We start from the raw sequence: 16,781 nt of genomic DNA on the forward strand, positions 1-16,781 counted from the left end.
AGCCGACGATTAACGGCGGCTACGAGCTTTCGTGGATGGATCGTAGCAGAGAAAATCGTAATTGATCGATTGGGCGTGAGACGGGTAGTACATCTGCCCGTGCACGCGGGCGTAGAAGTCTTGAATCACTCCCTTGTTCTTGGGAAGAAACACGCCGTTCTGATTTCCATTAAGCATAAAGGTAAGAATGCCCTTAGGGTCATTGTAGATCGTGTAGGCGATCAATCCCGATTTAAAAAATGGAGCAATGTTGTAGGACCATAAGTAGTGGGGGTACATTGGCTCTTGTTCGTTCTGAAAAACGCCAACTTCCATATCGGTATACGACGCGGTCTTTGCGTCAAATTTAAAGTAAAGATCAATAAAGAGTTTGTAGTTTTCGGTATTGAAATCACAGTAAATCGTTTGTTTGCCGACAGGGCCTGGTTTTGGGGGAAGTTTTGGTCCACCCACATGAGCCCAGGCGTTTAAAGAAATGATTGAAGTGATTAAGAGTATGAATTTTGTCATCGAATCCTCCGTGTATTGATGAAGTTATGTGAATTAGCGATTTTCTTCTTCGGAAATCTTAGTTGTCGGGTCATAACAAGTAAAAGTCGCATCGATTGTTTTGTCTTGACCGACTAAACCTTTTACGGCGAGTTCGAAATCTTGGATTTTATTATCTACTTTGGTGAGGGTTAAACCATCGGCGGTGCCCGGAAGAGTAAAGGCCAACGTCTGATGATCTTTCGAGAGAAAATAATTATAAGTGTAGGAAACCATTTGCTGTTGAGTGATCTCCACTTTCTCTTCCGTGTGGTTCCAAACATAGTCGGGATATCCCGTTTGCTCATCGCCTTGAAAAACACCGAATTCAGGTAAAGTGTAGGCGCCGGTGATTTCGTCATTGTAAACATACATATCCATAAAAAGTGCGAAGGCTTCGCTCTCGACGTAATCGCAATAGATGAGCGTTTTTTGTTCGATGGAAATGGGCGGTTGAGTCGGGATATTCGATTCGGATGAATTGGAAGCGAAGGCGCCGACCGTGACAAATAAAGCAGTGAAAATGGATAATGCTTTCATAAAATCTCCTTGAGCAGTTCTTGCTCTTTGTTGTGCTAAAACTTTCCGACGAGGGTTAAATACTGTCAAAACAAAATATGTTGCATTCGAATTGAGCACGCGCAAAGTTATCGAGGCAAATTAGGTACAAAATTCCATTTTTGGAACAGGTTCGATCCAAAGGCAGCAAGGTGGTCGTTTTGGCGCCGCTTAATTTGTTTTAACTATTTGTAAAACAATCGGCCAATGGTCAGAGACTCCTGACATATCGGGAAGGTCAAAGTCAGCGGGCGTATCATCGATGGCCCATTGAAATGGCAAAGGCGCGTAAACTTGAACCGAATCCACATCGAGAGTCCAAGTGGCCTTTTTCTTAAAAAAGTTTTTGCTCATGAGGACCATATCTAAGAAAGAGAAATCGCGATCGTAAGAGTCGTAAAATGTTCCCACGCAATCTTTGCAGTAAAGGTGAGCCGGCACCATAAAGGGTCGAATAAATTTATTAATAATGTCATAATGCTGTTCGACGTTTTTGGGAAAATTAAAATCTCCCGCCGCTAGGGTGTACTCATCGTCTCGAGCATCGGCGTAATCGATCATATACTTCACCATTTCGAGGCGTTCATCGATGGGAGTCGGCGCAATGGGGAAATGAACACCGATGACGTTTAATCTTTCACCATCAGGCAGTGCCACTTGCATGATATATCCCGGTCGAGATCGCAATTTTTGCAGATAAGGATCGTTAGTGACTTTGAGTCGGGTGAGGATGCCCACATCAATTCCGCGATAGTCGCCATTCTCTTGGAGGTAACTGGTGTAGCCCAACCCTTTTAAAAAGTCCTTATTCAATCGATCAAGAACTTTAAAATTTTCTATTTCTTCAACGACGAGAATGTCGGGACCTCTGCCGTTATTCACAGAGCGAATCACTTCGGAGAGTCTTTGCATTTTGAGTTTAAGTGCGTACTCGTTCCAATCCCATTCAAGGCATTGATGAACCCAACTGTACGTCCCCTTTTTTTTGCACTTGGCTTCGTGCTTAGGCATTTTCTTTTTCACTTCCAGTGGAAGGAAAGTATCGTCGTCCACTTTAGGATCATCCTCAGTATCAAACAGATTCTCCAAGTTCCATGTCATTATTGTCACTCGGTCGGACGTTTTGGAATAGTTGGAGAGACGAGGAAGTGGTTCGGCCGCATTGGACGCCGCTGGCTCCACATAATGGCGATTAGGTCCGCAAGAGACGAGTACAAAGACAGCGAGAGCCGCAAATACAAATGACCGTTCCGTAGTCATAAAATCCCCCCAAATTTCCCCTAGACCTAATAACCGTAACTAATTTTGTGATGCGTATCTACTAAAAAATGAGTTTCTGTTGTCAGTTCTTCTGCGGGACATTAACGTGAGAATGATGAGTGAAGAGTGGGCCAAAGAAATTAAAGAAGGATATGAGGTTGCTAAAAAAGCGCGCAGCCAAGCTTATGCTCCGTACTCGCGCTTTCTTGTGGGCGCGGCCTTTAAACTTAAAGGGAAAGATCAGTACATTTCTGGATGTAACGTCGAAAATGCCAGCTTTGGAGCCACCGTCTGTGCCGAGAGAGTCGCGCTATGGAATTGGGTCAGCCAACATCGCTTGAACTCTCAGTTAGAACTGCTGGTTTTGGTGACAGACACGCAGGATCCTGTGGCGACACCCTGTGGAATGTGTTTGCAGGTCCTTAGTGAATTTGTGGCCATGGACTTTCCGGTCTATCTCGGCAATCTTTCTGGAATCAAAAAGAAGTTGCAGTTTAAGGACCTTCTGCCACAGACTTTTAAACTTCTCGAGCGGAATTAATTTTTAGAACTGATCCCTTTGGCTGTGGTTTTTCTTCTAGGCCGTAGCCATTATAGCGGATGGCGTTGGTCATTTTTGAGCGGCCTTCCTTCCAATCGATGCCATTTTAAATTTTCTAACCTAAATTGAAAGTCTCCGCGCCCGGATGGCGGGGAGAAAGACCTGCAGGATGCAAGAACATTCAAACACCCATCACGGCTGTTTTTATTCCCAACTTCTCATTATGGAAATTAACATACACGTGAAGATGATCCGTCAGTCGTTCTTTCTTCTTCGTCGTGCACCATGTTTTACGAACCAAGCGACAAATATCCGCTCTCAACATCGCGCAGGTGTGATTCAGACTAAATAGCGGATCAAAACGGATTCTTTTAAGCTCCCCTTGTCCGGTTGTAGATCCACGTTGACCTATGTGCCGCTCATGAAACGCTTTGGGAAAATACTTTTGAACATCTGAGACATAGTGCGGATTAGAGTCGGATTTAACTGTCGCATAGGGGAATAGTCTCGGAGCTAATTCTTTAAAAAGCTCTCGCCGTGCCAAAGTTCTTTGATCCTTCCGAGGTCCGTACTTTTTTAAGGCTTTGTGAACTAGTCGTCCTTTGGCGGGCATGACGGCGACTCGAAAACCTAAGATGATTCGCGTTCGACTTTCTACCGCTAAGGTCACCGAGAGAGGTTTACACTTGGTGTGTTCGAAGGTTTCTAGATCATCAAATTCAATGACTTGAAATGGGATCTTAATTTGATCTAAGTCAGTTTTAAATTTATTTTGTGAAATTTGAGATAAAAAAATGAGCTTTCGCGCCACGGTTTTCCGATTAATGGACAGAATCCTTGCGGCTCGTCGCTGGGAGACCGCAGAGCAGATCAGTTTTTTTAAGGCTAAGTTTTTATGTCGTTTATGTTGTCTAAAGCAGGGATGGAAAGTCGCATAGGAGAATGTTTTTTTACACCTCAAACATTTAAATCTTAAAATCCACTGGGAGTCTGATTTTCGATAAAAGCGTCCCTGACGGATAGATTTGGGGTTGAATTCGGAGGAACAGCTTTGAGTTGTGCAATAGGGGCAGTGTCTTTTCATGAGGTGTGAAAAGAGCAAATATTAAACCGAGACTATTCGGTTTTAAAAACACAAGGTAAGGGGCCAGTTTTTTAATTTTTTAAAAAATCCAACGTCAAACGGAGAGCTTCCTGTCGGAGAGGATCTTCTTCCACGAAGAGTTCGTGGTAAGCATCTTTGATCTGGTGTCGTTTGCAATTCTTTTGTTGGGAGCAGAATTCCTCTTGTGCACTGGGGCTCACCAAGACTTCGTGTTCCGCCGTGAGCATAAGGATCGGTTTTTCTATGGGCCGGGCCTGAGGCGCATTGAGTTTTTGGATGGAGGCCAGCGACTCGCTGACCCATTGAACCGTCACCCAGCGACGTAAAACCTCGGGATATTTCTCTAAAATTCGTTGGTAGTTTTTTTTGCGCTCTTCGGAGTGGGTGAGGAGAACGGTGTGTCCTGATTTTTTCACCGGGGCTCCCCACATATAGTTTGTCGGGTTTAAAAAAGACAACAGGGCTCGAATCGCCGGGATCGGCAAATAGTATCGGCGGATATCCACCATGGGAGAGGACACAACAGCTTTATCGATGAGCTCGGGAGATTCTCTGAGGAGCCTTAACCCGACATGACCTCCCATCGAGTGCCCCACAAAATAAATCTTCTGGTGCCGAGAGCGGATCGACTTGAGGAACTCTTTTAAAGTTTCGACGTGAGTGTCAAAATTGTCGATGTGAGTTTTTCCGCGATCATCGGTGAGTTGATGGGAGGAAAAGCCTTGTCCGATGTGATCCCAAAAATAAAGTGTGGCCTTTAAGGGAGCGAAGGCCGTGGCCAGTTCGTAATACTTAAGGGTGGGTTCGCCCATTCCCGGTGTGAAGACCACGGCCACAGGAGACTCATTTTTAGATCGATACAGGTTATTTTTGAGGGGGAGGGTGGAGGATGAACTTATCGGTTTAGAGGAGAACTCCGATTGCTGCATCTGCGCTAAAAAGTCGTCCCAAGGCAGAGGTTCGGTGGCTTCCGCGAGGTTCAAGAGGACTAGGGCTAATAAATAGGAAATGCTTGAAAACACTGTTCTTTACTAACAGTTTTAGGACATATCCTGCAATTGATTCTTGACTCCAACGGCCACGAGTTCTACAAACGGAGTTCATTTTACCGATGGCGGGGTAGCTCAGTTGGTTAGAGCAGCGGAATCATAATCCGCGTGTCGGGGGTTCAATTCCCTCTCCCGCTACCAAATTTTCGCGCAGATTTTTGCTCAAAATTTTGCCTAGACGCGAAATTCAATTCCCCAGAGTGTTAATCTAGGGAATTTTTACAAAGCATGTCATCGTTAAAGCCCCGCTTCTCCTTTCGGGTGAATTGGGCTATCTCCATCTTCTATTCTTTGGGGAGGATTCATGCGTTTATTGTTAGTTCTTTGGTTCATGGTTGGGTCTACACAGGCGTTCGCTCAGTTTAAATGCTGGGATAAGATTGAAGCCGAAAAGCAAAATTTAGCGGAAGTGGAAGAGAAAGAGAAAAATGGCGAGGCCACTAAGATCGACGTACTTTCTGCAAAACTTGCGGTCAACCAGCAATCAAGCGACTGCGGACTCGTCGCAAAGTACAACTACTGCTATTATCAATCCACTCTCATGCAAAGCATGCTCAATATTTTTAAACAACAGCCGAGCTTCGAAACTCCATTTCTTAACGCCGACAGCGTCGAAGAGGATATGAAAAGCCTCAAGGAATTCTGTTTAAATGCGAGCGCCTCGCACCCCCAAGATCCGGACGACACGATCGGGCAGCCGAGCGAAGACGCGGGCGAGTAAATTCGTAAGAAATATATTATTGAGCCAAATAATCGGGTGCGACGAAAGAGCTTCGATGCTCGGGATGCACCCGGATGTTCACCGTGTCTCCGATTTTCACTTTTTCCCATTCGCTTCGAACTTCGGGGAAGCCCTTTAGAAATTGTTGCTCGTGAATCTGTCCCTCGTATTCTAAAACGATGAAGAGTCGAGTTTCCTGATTTCCCTCTGCCGGTTGACGAATGCGTTCGATGCGTTTGTCGATCACCTTGGCTTTTGCAGGATTCCCCTGTTGAAGTATTTCTTCCACTCGACGTTTTTCCAGATCGCCATCGGAGAAAAGCTGAGGACCGTAAATAGAGACAAGCATCGCGATGATGAGTGCGAACAGAGCCAAAGCTTTTCTTGCCATAAAAATCTCCTAAAGTTCTAATATAAGTAAGGCCTGAGAAGTGGCAAGGTCAAAGTCGAGTTAACTCTCGTCCGATTTATACCGAAATGAGACAGAGTAGGAGTTCTAAAAAATGCAAGTCGCCGTGATCATTCCTTGTTACAACGAAGAGATCACCATCGCCAAGGTGGTTCAAGACGCGCGTGCAGCTCTCCCTCAATCCCAGATTTTTGTTTTCGATAATAATTCCACCGACAGAACGAAAGAGCGGGCCCATAAAGCAGGTGCCACCGTTGTGTTCTCCCCCTTGCGCGGCAAAGGCAATGTCATCCGCCACGCCTTTCGAGTGGTCGATGCCGATGTGTATGTGATGATCGACGGGGATGATACCTATCCCGTGGATCAAGCACCGATGATGATTGAGACTTTGCGGGCGGGGGGTTACGATATGGCGGTGGGCACACGATTAAAAACGTTTGCTCCCGGGGCTTTCCGCCGTTTTCATCTGTTCGGGAATCACCTGCTTTCCCAAATCGTCAGTTCTTTTTTTCATCAGAAAATTACGGATATGCTCTCTGGGTTTCGAGTGTTCTCAAAGGATTTCGTGGCCCAAGTGCCGCTCCATTCCCAAGCTTTCGAAATTGAAACCGAACTGACGTTACAAGCGCTTTCTAAAAACTATTCGGTCGTAGAAATTCCGATCACCTATCGAGAGCGACCCGACGGCAGTGAATCGAAGCTTCAGACATTTGGTGATGGGTTTTTAATTCTGAGTTTTATATTTAGATTAATGAAAGACTATCGACCGCTTCACTTTTTCTTTTTCATCTCTCTGTTTTGCGTCGGCTTGAGCCTTGTCGCTGGTTGGGCTCCCATCATGGATTATGTGCATACGGGATTTGTCTCGACGGTGCCAAGAGCCATTCTGGCGGCGAGCTTGATGATTCTCTCTGCGGTTTTTGTCGGAGTCGGATTGATTCTTGATTCGCAACGTCGTTATCATAATGATCAATTCTTAATGATGCAGAAGATCCTTCAGCACAAAGAAAAAATGCCGAATGCAAAACGGCGATTTCCCGCGGCTTAGGGGAAAAACTTTTTTCGAATCTCTAGAAACTTTTTATAATAGTCTTGGCTCTTTTGGACATCTCCGAGCTTTTCGTAGACCTGCGCCAGCATTGCGTAGGAATGATAAAAGTTGGGATCGATAGCGATGGCGGTTTCAAATTCTTTGATGGCATCATCGGTATTATTTTGTCGAAGGTAAGATCGACCCAAATTGTGATGGGTCTGAGGATAGTTGTCTTGAATAGCGATGGCCTGTTTGTAAGTCATAATGGCCTCGGAGACTCGGCCGGCTTCGTCATAGGCCATGGCGAGGTTGTTGTAAATGCGGGCCGATCCCGATGGATTATAACGAATGTTGTTAGAATAGAGCGCGATAGGGTTGGCCCAGACTTTGTTTTGCTGAAAAGTGAGATAGCTCTCAGCTCCGAGAACGAGCGCTGCGGCCACCACACTCAGCACCGGAACAAAGAGGCGGGGAAGGTTCAAAGCGAAATGAAGTTTTTGAAGCCAAAGTCCCAACGCGGAGGCGGCTCCTAATAAGAGTCCCGCCGATGGGAAATACATCCAGTGCTCTAGAATAAGGGCATTAACCGGGACGAATATTCCCGTGTGAGGGAAGTGGGCGCAGGCGAGCCACAAGAAACCAAACACGAGGGCTCTGTTTTTATTTCGCCAAGGAATCAGCACGTAGAAAGTTGCGGCCACGAGAAAGGCGGCTCCGGTCAGGACCTGAGTGGCTAACGGATCAGTAAAAACCATAAAGTGTCGGTCGAAGTGTTGCTCTGTGGGAAAAACCAACAACTGCAGATAGGCGGGAATCGTCGCCAGAAAAGTGTAAAATCGGAAGAGGATGTTTTCCGTATAAATATTGGGAGTGGCATAAAATTGAAAGCTGTTATCAAAATCGAGCACAGTTTTGCGAAGAATCAAGTAGGTGAACGCAATGATCCAAAGAGGAAGTGTTCGGAGGGCGGCTCGGGCAAACCGAGAGGGTCGTTCGGGGCTGACGTAAAGTGACACAAAGGCAAGTGCGGGAAAAACGATGGCGGACTCCTTGGTGAGAAGTCCAAGAACAAAAAATACCGAAGCCATTGCTATTCTCCTGACGGAGAAGGTCGGGAATAAAGAGATCAGGCCCACGAGACTAAAGAAAACATAGAGAGAGTCGGCCGTGGCGCTGATGTAGGCCACGCACTCCGTATGAAGAGGGTGCAACATCCAGATTAAGGCTCCGATATAAGAAGCAAGGCGGGAAAAGCGGAGGTGGATGCCTAGCACATAAATTAGGCAGGCATTGAGTCCGTGGATAAAAATATTCAGGAAATGAAACTCTAAAACCGAGGCCCCTGCCACTTGATAAACAAAATAATAAATCAATGTTTGCAGGGGACGGTAAAAGGAGTCGATCCCGCCTGAGCCCATCGTGGTTGAGGACGTGAAGATGGTTTTCCACGACGGCCATTGATGAATGAACGTGTTTTTAATGACCAAGAACTCGTCATCAAAAAGAAATTCCCCGGTCAAAGCGCCGCTGTAGGTTGCGAAAAGAAGCGCCCATAGACCTGCAAAACACAGGAGTGTGATTTTTGAAACACGTTGGAATCTGTAGGTCATAGGGAAAGTGTAGAGAGAAACAGTAGCCGATGTCGACCTTCGTGACGCTGTAATGCGCGGTATTAGGAGCCCAGTTTTAGCTGTATTTCAGAGGCGTAAAATGTATTATTTGGAGTGCAACTTTAACCATTAAACCGAGAGGTCCAACATGAAATCTATCATTTTGATCATCGCAGCTGTGGCATTTACAGCCTGCTCTTCAACAAAGAAAACAGAAACTGCAACAACTTCGACAGAAGCTCCAACGACTGTTGAAAAAGCGGAGACAACATCGACAGATGCAGCTCCAGAGAAGACTGCGAAAAAGTCTAAGAAGCAAAAAACAGCTTCTACTGAGGAAACGACAACAACCCCATCAACAGATGGCAGTGGTCTTCCTTCAATCACCGGCACAGAAAAATCTGCAGTCACTTGCACTAACAAAAGCGATACTCGCAAAATCACAACATTAAATGTAACTGATGGTGGATGCGGTGTTGTTTACAATAAAGCGGGCGAAGATAAAACTGTAGCTCTCGCTAAAGTGGACATGAACTATTGCGATACCGTCACAAATAAGATTAAAACAAATCTTGAAGGTGCTGGATTTAACTGCGGTGGCGGAACTAGCTCTTCTTCAGACACACCTGCGGCTCAGTAATCTGTTGTCTTTGGAAAATAAAAAAGCCAACTCTTAGAGTTGGCTTTTTTTATTTGTAGTGGATAAAAACTATTTATTGCGTCGGTTTTTAGGTTCGATGCGATTTTGGTAGGCCACATCGCCAAAAAGTTCCTGGGCGGCTTTGTTATAAGCTTTCGCGGCCAGATCCTCGGTGGCAAAATCTCCTAAGAAATAAGCTTTGTTATTCTTTTCGATCCGCGAACGCCACACTCTCTTCGAGCGAATGAACGAAACGCCACGGTAGCGAGAGGAGGTTTTTTCGGCGCGCTTCGGGAGCATACGCTGACGTTCCTTCATGCTGCAAACGACGATATTTTCTTTGCGGTAGTCGAGACCATTCTGCCAGCGGCGAGGATAGGCCATTTTTCCCTTACGGGGCTTCATTAAGAATTGTCCGAGGGACATCGTTCGCGACGAGCTACCTGTACGGATACTTGTGACGACGAGAGGCTTCTTTTCTTTACCACGATAGATGACCCGCCAGCTCTTCTCGGCCACGCGATCGTAATCTTCGCTATCAATTTTTACGGTTTCACCGGTTTTGGTTGTCAGAAGTTTCCACGCTTTAGACATACCTTCTCCTTAGTTAGATTCTATCTCTTAGGTTTATACTTAAATCAGAGATAAAGTGACGGGTTTTTAAGGATCAATTCAAAATGCTGACCTTGGCCGTGCTTTTTGCGTAAAAAATGGGCTTAAACGCCGAGTTTTAAAAGAGCCCACTCGGCCACTTTTCCTATTTTGGCGTCGTCGACGTAGGCTTGGATCGCGGGTCGAAGCTCCTGAGCATGAATGTTCGCCGCCACAATCACCGCATTCCGTTTGAGACCGAGGGCTCCGGCGCGGGCCAAGGGGGTACCGTAAACCCGCTTTAAAATTTGATTGTGCGAAGACTCCAGAATCCACTTGAGGTCTTCGATGGTGTTCTGTCGCTCCCGCGCCGGTGCGGACTCTTTGTGAAGTCGCAAATTCCAGGGGCAGACGTCTTGGCAGATATCACAGCCAAAAAATAAGTCGCCGAATTTCTCTTTGAGGGCGTCGGGCGCTTGCGTCTTGGACTCGATGGTCCAGTACGAGATACACCGGGTCGCATCGAGAGTGCGGTTGGGCAAAATGGCCTCTGTGGGGCACGCCTCGACGCATCTTCGGCAAGTGCCACAATGATCACTCACAAGAGATGCGTTGCCGGAGAGCTCGAGGGAGGTGATCACTTCGGCGATAAAGAAAAAGCTGCCCCGTTGACGATCGATAATACAGGAATTTTTTCCGAACCATCCCAGGCCGGCCCGATACGCCAGATCTCGCTCGAGGATCGGCGAAGAGTCGGTGAAACCTAAAAATTCTTCGTCCGGGAAAATTTTTTTTAGATCTTCACATAGGGATCCCATGATTTTTTTCAATGTAAAATGATAGTCGGGACCTCGGGCGTAGCTAGCGATATTGAGATTCGGGAAGGGGTTGTCTTTTGGGGTGTATTCATTTTTATAAGGAAAGCTCAGCACAATGGCCGATTGGCCACGGGGCCATTTTGTTTGGGGTGACTGTTTAATTGGAAGATGCGTTTTGAGATATTCCATGTCGCCATGATAATTCTGATCGAGCCAACTTTGATAAATACTTAAACTCAGCGGTTCATTGAGAGATGAGAATCCAAAATGAGAAATGCCGTGTTGTCGAAGAACGTGGGAGAGGATTGCAGAATTATCCGTTGGCATGATCGGAATATAGTCTATACTTGGGATCATGGATAGAGCAATTTTTACCTCTCACAGTGATTGGCCCGAAGTCGAAGAGATTCTTAAAAAAATACAAAGTCAGGGGTTTAAAGCCGTTCTTGTGGGAGGGTGTGTTCGCGATGCCCTGATCGAGGGAAAGCGGGCGTCTTCCGGCGATTTAGATATTGCGACAGATGCCACACCCGAGGACATTCAAGCCTTGTTTGATCGAGTCGAGATGGTGGGGAAAAGTTTTGGCGTCAGTATGGTGGTTATCAATAAAAAAAGTTTTGAGGTTTCCACCTTTCGCGAAGATTCTCAAAAAAGCGATGGGCGCCATCCGGAAAGTGTAAAATACACCACTATCGACAAGGATGTTTATCGCAGAGACTTTACTGTAAATGCGATTTATTACGATCCTCTCAATGATCAGCTGATGGATTTCGTCGGAGGTGTCGAGGATGTTCAAAACAAGATTTTAAAAGCCGTCGGTGACCCCGATGTTCGATTTAAAGAAGATTATCTCCGGATCCTTCGCGGTTTAAGATTTTCGGCGATCCTCGAATTCGCGATTGAGCCCAAGACGTTCGAAGCGATGAAGAACAATGTGCCCGGCCTCAGTTCGATTTCTATGGAGCGAGTGAAGATGGAATTCGACTCGGTCCTCGGCCGAAGCGGAAGTCCCAGAAATTTTAGAAAACTTTTTTTTGAAAGCGCCCGAGATTTGGGTGTGATGGCGATGTATTTCGACATGACAGACTACAACCTCAGCATTGATAATAATGAGGTGACTCCAAAGTCCATCCCGCAAGCTTGGCAGGATTTTATCAAGCGCGCGGATAAGGCCAACTGGAATTACCTGCAGGGGTGGATGCATCTTTATCTTTATCGTTATCGGTTTTGGCGGCAAAAGACCGGATCTCCCGGTGAGGCTGAGGTTCGCTTAAAGACGGAAATGGATTTAATGAAGCTCGCTAACTCCGAAAAAGAACAAATCTGGGCGACGATTAAGAGTGGGGCTCTGTGGGTGAAAGCCGATCAGATCCAGCTTGAGGATTTGTTTGTTTGGGGACGACAAAAAGAAAAGGGCAGTGTGGACTTCTGGCGCACGGAAGTTTTAGCTTTCGGAAAAACCGCAGCTCACTTTGAAAAACTCGATCATTATTTTAAGGAATACTTCGAAGCGGGTCAGCTTCCTCAACCCCTAGTTAAGGGTGACGATCTCATCAAAATGGGAGTGTCATCAGGACCCGAGATGAAGACATACCTGGAAGCCGCTCATAAGAAACAATTTCTTGAAAAAATCACCGACAAAAAAATCCTACTCCAGCACATCCAAAAACTCATCAACTAAAAAAAGGATCGGCGTACCTTTTTTTTGGCGTACTTTTTTTATTTACGTTTGAATTCGCGGCCTTTGTGTTTTTTCCAATTGTAATCGGGATTGGAGGAGAAGCGCTCGCCCCATTTGTTCCACTTTTGTGGACCGAGATCGTGCTCCACTTTGCCTTTGGCGTTAAAGATCTTAGCGTCTTTTCCAAATAAAAAATCTGCGATGGCTTTTAACATAAGTTTAAAATAGCCGGGTCACTTATCTTTTGCAAAAGGTTTTATTCACACAATCTTCGGCAAAAAGAATCTGGCGTTCGGTGGATGGAGCGCTGCCGCGAGAAGTAACGTAGAAAGCCATCCGAGCTTTTAAGCAGGCTTTTGCTGTTCTTTCGAAGGCTTCTTCTTTTGTAGCGCCTTTAAATTTAATTTTTCCAGTTTCGCCGGATTCAAAGCTGCACGTTTGGTAATCTTCAGTGGAAGCGATACCTCTTGTCGTTGCCGTTGTTTGCGGCTTTGAGATGTCCAAGATCGACGCTATTGGCCCCAAGAGCATGATCAGAATTAATAAGATACGCATAAAGTCCCCCTACCAGGGAAGCTGCAAAAGGGTGGCCAAAGGGTGGCAAAAAATGAGCCTCAAGCTGTTGAATTTTATAGGCATTTCCGTGTTTCAGACTGAGACGTCGACGGACATGTTGAATCTCGACAACAGGTGATCAGGATTTAGCCACTCCGGCCTAGCGGAGGGACCACGCTATTTTTTCGAGGGCTTCGGCCTCTTCCACCCAATAGAGGTAAGAGTTAAAGTTGGGAAAGAGTCTCGGGAATGAGGGATCCGCCCAACGCTGAGCAATCCACGCCGCATAGGATAAAATGCGAAAACCACGAAGCGCGGGAATCAATTGGATTTCGCGATCATCAAATTCACGCAGACTTTCGTAACCTTTTACAAGTTGATCCATTTCTTGAGAGGCGGTTTCAGGATCTCCAGAAAGAAGCATCCAGAAATCTTGAATCGGAGGACCATTTAAAAAATCATCAAAGTCGACAAAGAAGAATTTATTTCCGTCAGATAAAAGATTCCCGCGGTGGCAGTCTCCATGGATGCGGATAAAGTTTTTGGGAATGAGATAGTCCTCAAGGTAGTCGAGAATAGTTTCGGCCGCTGTGATGTAACGTTGAGAAACTTCCGGTGCGATCCAGCCGTCAAGGATTTCCAAAGCCGACCAACCGGGGTGATCGTCAGAGCCAAAAGTCGGTCGATGTTTTGCCTTTTGTTGAGCGCCGATATTGTGAAGTTGAGCGAGGAGTCGACCGACTCGCTCTAAATCTCCCTCGAGAAATTCTTGGGGCATACGTCCCACTTTTCTTGGGAATAGGCAGGCCCAGATTCCGTCGACATCTTCTAGAGTTCGGCCCCTCGGCGAGGCGATCGCAGGCAAGACGGGGACTTCGCTGGCATGGAGCTCATTCAGAAAAAGGTGCTCGTCGTCGATGGAGGCATGAGGCCAGCGGTGGGGGCGATAGAACTTCGCAACAACGCGCTCCTGGTACTTTTGAGCTTCTGGCGAGGCTTCCAAAAAAATATCAAACACGCGATTCTCATAAGAGTTCAATTGCATAAAACGGCCCGTCGTCGTGAAGCCGTAGCTTTCCACGAATTTTAATACGCCTTCGGGATTCAGATTAAAAAAAGAACTCTCGTGACTCACGCCTTCAAAGTAAATGAAGTCGTGAGCAGACTCAAGTCAGGATATGACTATTGACGAATGGAAACGTCAGTTCGGATGGCACCCATAATAGAAGGAATTTCCTGACGAGGAACGTTGTAGGCTTTTCCAGCAGTGCCGGTGACGGTGTCCGTTCCCGCCGCCAATTTGGCGTGCCCGCCGCTCACGGCATCAAACAGCATGGCGTTAGAGTCTTTTGCGGGTTCAAATTCCACTTGCAAGGCTTGAGTTGTCGACGGAATGTTTAAGCTCTTCATTCCATCCCGATGAGAGCGAACTTTACACACGGTCATGCCCGAAGAATCTGATGGGCTGCATGAGGAATAATTAATTCCGCTTTCGACCGAAGTTGTGAATTGCGTCACATGTCCTGCCAAGGGCTTTCCATAGAAATCCATGACTTGCATTTCTACGGTGAGGTCCGAAAAGCCATCGGCTTTGGCTGTCGTTTGCGACAAAACCTTAAAAGTGTAGCTGTTCGGATTGAGGTCGCGCTCGACGTTTTGCGACTTAGAGCAGGCCATGTTTAAAAAAAAGCAGTGATGTTAGTCCGGTAATTGTTAGTACTTTCATATAGGTCTTATCGGCGAAGGTATGGAAAAGTTAAGGATTTAGTCGCTCTGTCTCAAGGAGAGACGGCTTTTGGACTAGAAACTGTGGAAGGTCAGTATAAATTTCCCGTTAAAATTCATAGACTTTAAATGTGAATAAAACAAAGACAAATAAATCTATATTTGTGGTCTTCATTTTGATCATGGTGTTCGGCCTTGGCCTTATCGTATTTGATAAGTATCTCAGTGGCAGTGGCAGTGATCGCGAAGTGATTGGTGAATTTACGTCTACAACTGGGACAGTCGAGTATAAAGAAGATACCTATAGCAGTTGGTCTGGCGTTAAGCAAAAGCGTGATGTGGTCAATCAGAGTACGGTGTTCACTCACGAAAATGCCAAAGCCAATTTGAATATCGAAGGCGTTCAAGTTGCAATTAATGAAAACAGCTTAGTTAAAATCGAAAGACCGAATGGGGTTAAGACGTTGGACATGAGCTTCGGCTCCCTTATTTTTGATAGTAAATCTAAGCAGTCCATCGTTCTTCGAATTAACAACAAAGACATGGTTGTTAACCTCAATGATTCCAGAGTAAAGATCATTCAGGACAAGGGGAGCGATAAGCTGAAAGTCATCTCTTTGCGCGGAGACGTTGAAGTTAAAGAGAAAAATGGGACACCGGCTGCGCAAATCATTAAGCAGGATCAGGAACTGGATTTTGCAACTGCCCCTCCGATTCGTAAAGAGGAATTTAAAATCGTTTCCCCGGCAAATAACGGTCGCATTTATCTTGGGAAAAAGAATAAGGAAATTAAAATCCTAGCGACCGATGTCATTACATCTCTCAAGATCGAAGATCTCAGTACGGGTGATGTTACAGATAAGCCCTTTATGAGTAAGTCTCGTGATGTGTCTGTCGAAGTTCCGGCGGGACAATATAGAATTACTGCAAAAACCGAAGACGGACGGGAAGCGGTGCCGGTGGTGGTGACGCTTGAAAATCAAAAAGGTTTGAACATTTCCTACAGAAAAGAAAGTTACAAAGCGTCTCCGACACAAATCGCTCCTAAGGTGACAGTCTCTCGCAATTTAAAACAAGGGGCTCAAGTTTATGTCAAAAAAACGGAAGATGTGAATTGGACTCCAGTTTACGACGACGAATGGCGTCCTAATGAGCCTGGAAACTACGAGCTCGTGCTCGTTCAAGAGGAGCATCAGGACTTCGAAGCCGAGAGCGAGAGATCCGTCGTACAGATTACCGAAGACGATTTTAAAACGATCAAACAACCGCAGATGCGAATTGCGAAAGTCGAACCGGAGCCAGAACCTGTGCCCGAGCCCGTTTTAAAGTCGGAGCCGTTACCCGCACCTAAACCGAAACGAAAAAGAGCTCCGGCGTCGCAAGTTGAATCTCAAATGCAAGTCGTAGAAATTGGCGACCGCAAAAACAAATTCTCTTTGGGATCTCGTTTCCTACAGCAGACCGCCTCGCAAACTTCAAGTTTTGGATCGGCGACGTATGAGGCGGTTCTCACCCAAGGTTTTTTCATCAATTACGAGCGAAGATTGACAGACACTATGCATGTGTATTCTGGCTTTGATTACAATCCCGTCAGCGTAAGTGTCGTCACTCCAGCGGGACAGTCCAAGCAAAGTTACGATCGCAAAGTTCTCAACATCGGCGCGGGATATTCGTTAACGAGATGGTTTGATTTGGTGATAGGAACCCAAGGTTCTATCGGCAGTTTAGTTTACGATGCGGGAGTGGCTGGAGCACAACTTCTTAAAATGGACACATTAAAAGTCTTGATGGGAGCTAACTTTAATTTCAATTTGGCTTCGCGACAATATTTAAGAATTCGTGCGAATGTGGCTCCCACGGGGATCTTTTTGGGTAAGGCTTCCGAGATGCAGAATCTATCGATGCAAATGCAATATTTAGCGGGAATTGAGTACAGCTATCTTCTTAAATCGAATCT

19 protein-coding genes and 1 tRNA gene are annotated in these 16,781 nt (G+C 46.0%); 7 read left to right on the forward strand and 13 right to left on the reverse strand.

The genetic code is table 11. The features are described 5' to 3' along the window. Positions 1–9 precede the first annotated feature (9 nt). The 3 genes from K2Q26_03255 to K2Q26_03265 form a co-directional block, all read right to left on the reverse strand. Complete coding sequence (locus K2Q26_03255; GenBank protein ID MBY0314510.1) at positions 10–510, reverse strand: hypothetical protein; 501 nt, start codon at positions 508–510, stop codon at positions 10–12. 33 nt (positions 511–543) lie between these two features. Then, complete coding sequence (locus K2Q26_03260; GenBank protein ID MBY0314511.1) at positions 544–1,068, reverse strand: hypothetical protein; 525 nt, start codon at positions 1,066–1,068, stop codon at positions 544–546. Between the two features lie 189 nt (positions 1,069–1,257). Continuing rightward, a complete protein-coding gene (locus K2Q26_03265) occupies positions 1,258–2,346 on the reverse strand; it encodes an endonuclease/exonuclease/phosphatase family protein (GenBank protein ID MBY0314512.1) in 1,089 nt (362 codons plus the stop codon). 79 nt (positions 2,347–2,425) lie between these two features. Between K2Q26_03265 and cdd the strand changes: the two genes are divergently transcribed. Then, on the forward strand, positions 2,426–2,887 hold the full coding sequence (gene cdd, locus K2Q26_03270; GenBank protein ID MBY0314513.1) for a cytidine deaminase: 462 nt from the start codon (positions 2,426–2,428) through the stop codon (positions 2,885–2,887). Between the two features lie 181 nt (positions 2,888–3,068). Here cdd and K2Q26_03275 read toward each other — a convergent pair whose 3' ends face one another. Both K2Q26_03275 and K2Q26_03280 read right to left on the reverse strand, forming a co-directional pair. After that, the gene (locus K2Q26_03275) at positions 3,069–3,971 is read right to left on the reverse strand and encodes a transposase (protein ID MBY0314514.1); all 903 of its coding nucleotides are present in this window, start codon (positions 3,969–3,971) and stop codon (positions 3,069–3,071) included. A 71-nt stretch (positions 3,972–4,042) separates the two neighbouring features. Next, the gene (locus K2Q26_03280) at positions 4,043–5,014 is read right to left on the reverse strand and encodes a lysophospholipase (GenBank protein ID MBY0314515.1); all 972 of its coding nucleotides are present in this window, start codon (positions 5,012–5,014) and stop codon (positions 4,043–4,045) included. A gap of 91 nt (positions 5,015–5,105) precedes the next feature. Between K2Q26_03280 and K2Q26_03285 the strand changes: the two genes are divergently transcribed. Both K2Q26_03285 and K2Q26_03290 read left to right on the forward strand, forming a co-directional pair. Next, positions 5,106–5,182 (forward strand) — tRNA-Met (locus K2Q26_03285). A 163-nt stretch (positions 5,183–5,345) separates the two neighbouring features. Then, complete coding sequence (locus K2Q26_03290) at positions 5,346–5,762, forward strand: hypothetical protein (protein MBY0314516.1); 417 nt, start codon at positions 5,346–5,348, stop codon at positions 5,760–5,762. A gap of 16 nt (positions 5,763–5,778) precedes the next feature. Here K2Q26_03290 and K2Q26_03295 read toward each other — a convergent pair whose 3' ends face one another. Continuing rightward, positions 5,779–6,153: a hypothetical protein gene (locus tag K2Q26_03295; protein ID MBY0314517.1), complete on the reverse strand. Its 375-nt coding sequence runs from the start codon at positions 6,151–6,153 to the stop codon at positions 5,779–5,781. 112 nt (positions 6,154–6,265) lie between these two features. Between K2Q26_03295 and K2Q26_03300 the strand changes: the two genes are divergently transcribed. Further along, positions 6,266–7,219, forward strand: coding sequence for a glycosyltransferase family 2 protein (locus K2Q26_03300; GenBank protein ID MBY0314518.1), 954 nt, complete (start codon positions 6,266–6,268; stop codon positions 7,217–7,219). Here the strand turns inward: K2Q26_03300 and K2Q26_03305 are convergent. Continuing rightward, entirely contained in the window at positions 7,216–8,814 is a 1,599-nt protein-coding gene (locus K2Q26_03305; protein ID MBY0314519.1) for a tetratricopeptide repeat protein, read from the reverse strand. The two genes, K2Q26_03300 and K2Q26_03305, sit on opposite strands and share 4 nt — an antisense overlap. A 148-nt stretch (positions 8,815–8,962) precedes the next feature. On the opposite strand from K2Q26_03305, the gene K2Q26_03310 reads away from it, so the two are divergent. Further along, the gene (locus K2Q26_03310; GenBank protein ID MBY0314520.1) at positions 8,963–9,454 is read left to right on the forward strand and encodes a hypothetical protein; all 492 of its coding nucleotides are present in this window, start codon (positions 8,963–8,965) and stop codon (positions 9,452–9,454) included. A 69-nt stretch (positions 9,455–9,523) separates the two neighbouring features. Here K2Q26_03310 and K2Q26_03315 read toward each other — a convergent pair whose 3' ends face one another. Both K2Q26_03315 and queG read right to left on the reverse strand, forming a co-directional pair. Next, entirely contained in the window at positions 9,524–10,048 is a 525-nt protein-coding gene (locus K2Q26_03315) for a hypothetical protein (protein MBY0314521.1), read from the reverse strand. Positions 10,049–10,170: 122 nt separating this feature from the next. Beyond that, positions 10,171–11,190 carry a tRNA epoxyqueuosine(34) reductase QueG gene (gene queG / locus K2Q26_03320; protein ID MBY0314522.1) on the reverse strand — a complete coding sequence of 340 codons (1,020 nt, stop codon included), beginning with the start codon at positions 11,188–11,190 and terminating at the stop codon, positions 10,171–10,173. Positions 11,191–11,218: 28 nt separating this feature from the next. Between queG and K2Q26_03325 the strand changes: the two genes are divergently transcribed. After that, entirely contained in the window at positions 11,219–12,544 is a 1,326-nt protein-coding gene (locus tag K2Q26_03325; protein ID MBY0314523.1) for a CCA tRNA nucleotidyltransferase, read from the forward strand. A gap of 38 nt (positions 12,545–12,582) precedes the next feature. On the opposite strand, the gene K2Q26_03330 is transcribed toward K2Q26_03325, so the two are convergent. The 4 genes from K2Q26_03330 to K2Q26_03345 form a co-directional block, all read right to left on the reverse strand. Next, the gene (locus K2Q26_03330; GenBank protein ID MBY0314524.1) at positions 12,583–12,759 is read right to left on the reverse strand and encodes a hypothetical protein; all 177 of its coding nucleotides are present in this window, start codon (positions 12,757–12,759) and stop codon (positions 12,583–12,585) included. 22 nt (positions 12,760–12,781) lie between these two features. Further along, positions 12,782–13,099 (reverse strand): hypothetical protein, encoded by a 318-nt coding sequence (locus K2Q26_03335; protein ID MBY0314525.1) that lies wholly within the window; start codon positions 13,097–13,099, stop codon positions 12,782–12,784. A 160-nt stretch (positions 13,100–13,259) separates the two neighbouring features. Next, positions 13,260–14,234: a serine/threonine protein kinase gene (locus K2Q26_03340; protein MBY0314526.1), complete on the reverse strand. Its 975-nt coding sequence runs from the start codon at positions 14,232–14,234 to the stop codon at positions 13,260–13,262. Between the two features lie 47 nt (positions 14,235–14,281). Further along, a complete protein-coding gene (locus tag K2Q26_03345) occupies positions 14,282–14,776 on the reverse strand; it encodes a hypothetical protein (GenBank protein ID MBY0314527.1) in 495 nt (164 codons plus the stop codon). A 179-nt stretch (positions 14,777–14,955) separates the two neighbouring features. Here K2Q26_03345 and K2Q26_03350 point away from each other — a divergent pair. Then, the coding region (locus tag K2Q26_03350; GenBank protein ID MBY0314528.1) for a hypothetical protein at positions 14,956–16,781 on the forward strand (1,826 nt) is incomplete at its 3' end.

The sequence above is a fragment of the Bdellovibrionales bacterium genome (assembly GCA_019750295.1).
Lineage (GTDB): Bacteria > Bdellovibrionota > Bdellovibrionia > Bdellovibrionales > JAGQZY01 > JAIEOS01.

Excerpts from the sequence above, each read along its gene's own strand:
- K2Q26_03255 (MBY0314510.1), bottom strand. The coding sequence starts at position 510 with ATGACAAAATTCATACTCTTAATCACTTCAATCATTTCTTTAAACGCC.
- K2Q26_03260 (MBY0314511.1), bottom strand. The coding sequence starts at position 1,068 with ATGAAAGCATTATCCATTTTCACTGCTTTATTTGTCACGGTCGGCGCC.
- K2Q26_03265 (MBY0314512.1), bottom strand. The coding sequence starts at position 2,346 with ATGACTACGGAACGGTCATTTGTATTTGCGGCTCTCGCTGTCTTTGTA.
- K2Q26_03275 (MBY0314514.1), bottom strand. The coding sequence starts at position 3,971 with ATGAAAAGACACTGCCCCTATTGCACAACTCAAAGCTGTTCCTCCGAA.
- K2Q26_03290 (MBY0314516.1), top strand. The coding sequence starts at position 5,346 with ATGCGTTTATTGTTAGTTCTTTGGTTCATGGTTGGGTCTACACAGGCG.
- K2Q26_03295 (MBY0314517.1), bottom strand. The coding sequence starts at position 6,153 with ATGGCAAGAAAAGCTTTGGCTCTGTTCGCACTCATCATCGCGATGCTT.
- K2Q26_03300 (MBY0314518.1), top strand. The coding sequence starts at position 6,266 with ATGCAAGTCGCCGTGATCATTCCTTGTTACAACGAAGAGATCACCATC.
- K2Q26_03305 (MBY0314519.1), bottom strand. The coding sequence starts at position 8,814 with ATGACCTACAGATTCCAACGTGTTTCAAAAATCACACTCCTGTGTTTT.
- K2Q26_03310 (MBY0314520.1), top strand. The coding sequence starts at position 8,963 with ATGAAATCTATCATTTTGATCATCGCAGCTGTGGCATTTACAGCCTGC.
- K2Q26_03315 (MBY0314521.1), bottom strand. The coding sequence starts at position 10,048 with ATGTCTAAAGCGTGGAAACTTCTGACAACCAAAACCGGTGAAACCGTA.
- queG (MBY0314522.1), bottom strand. The coding sequence starts at position 11,190 with ATGCCAACGGATAATTCTGCAATCCTCTCCCACGTTCTTCGACAACAC.
- K2Q26_03325 (MBY0314523.1), top strand. The coding sequence starts at position 11,219 with ATGGATAGAGCAATTTTTACCTCTCACAGTGATTGGCCCGAAGTCGAA.
- K2Q26_03330 (MBY0314524.1), bottom strand. The coding sequence starts at position 12,759 with ATGTTAAAAGCCATCGCAGATTTTTTATTTGGAAAAGACGCTAAGATC.
- K2Q26_03335 (MBY0314525.1), bottom strand. The coding sequence starts at position 13,099 with ATGCGTATCTTATTAATTCTGATCATGCTCTTGGGGCCAATAGCGTCG.
- K2Q26_03345 (MBY0314527.1), bottom strand. The coding sequence starts at position 14,776 with ATGGCCTGCTCTAAGTCGCAAAACGTCGAGCGCGACCTCAATCCGAAC.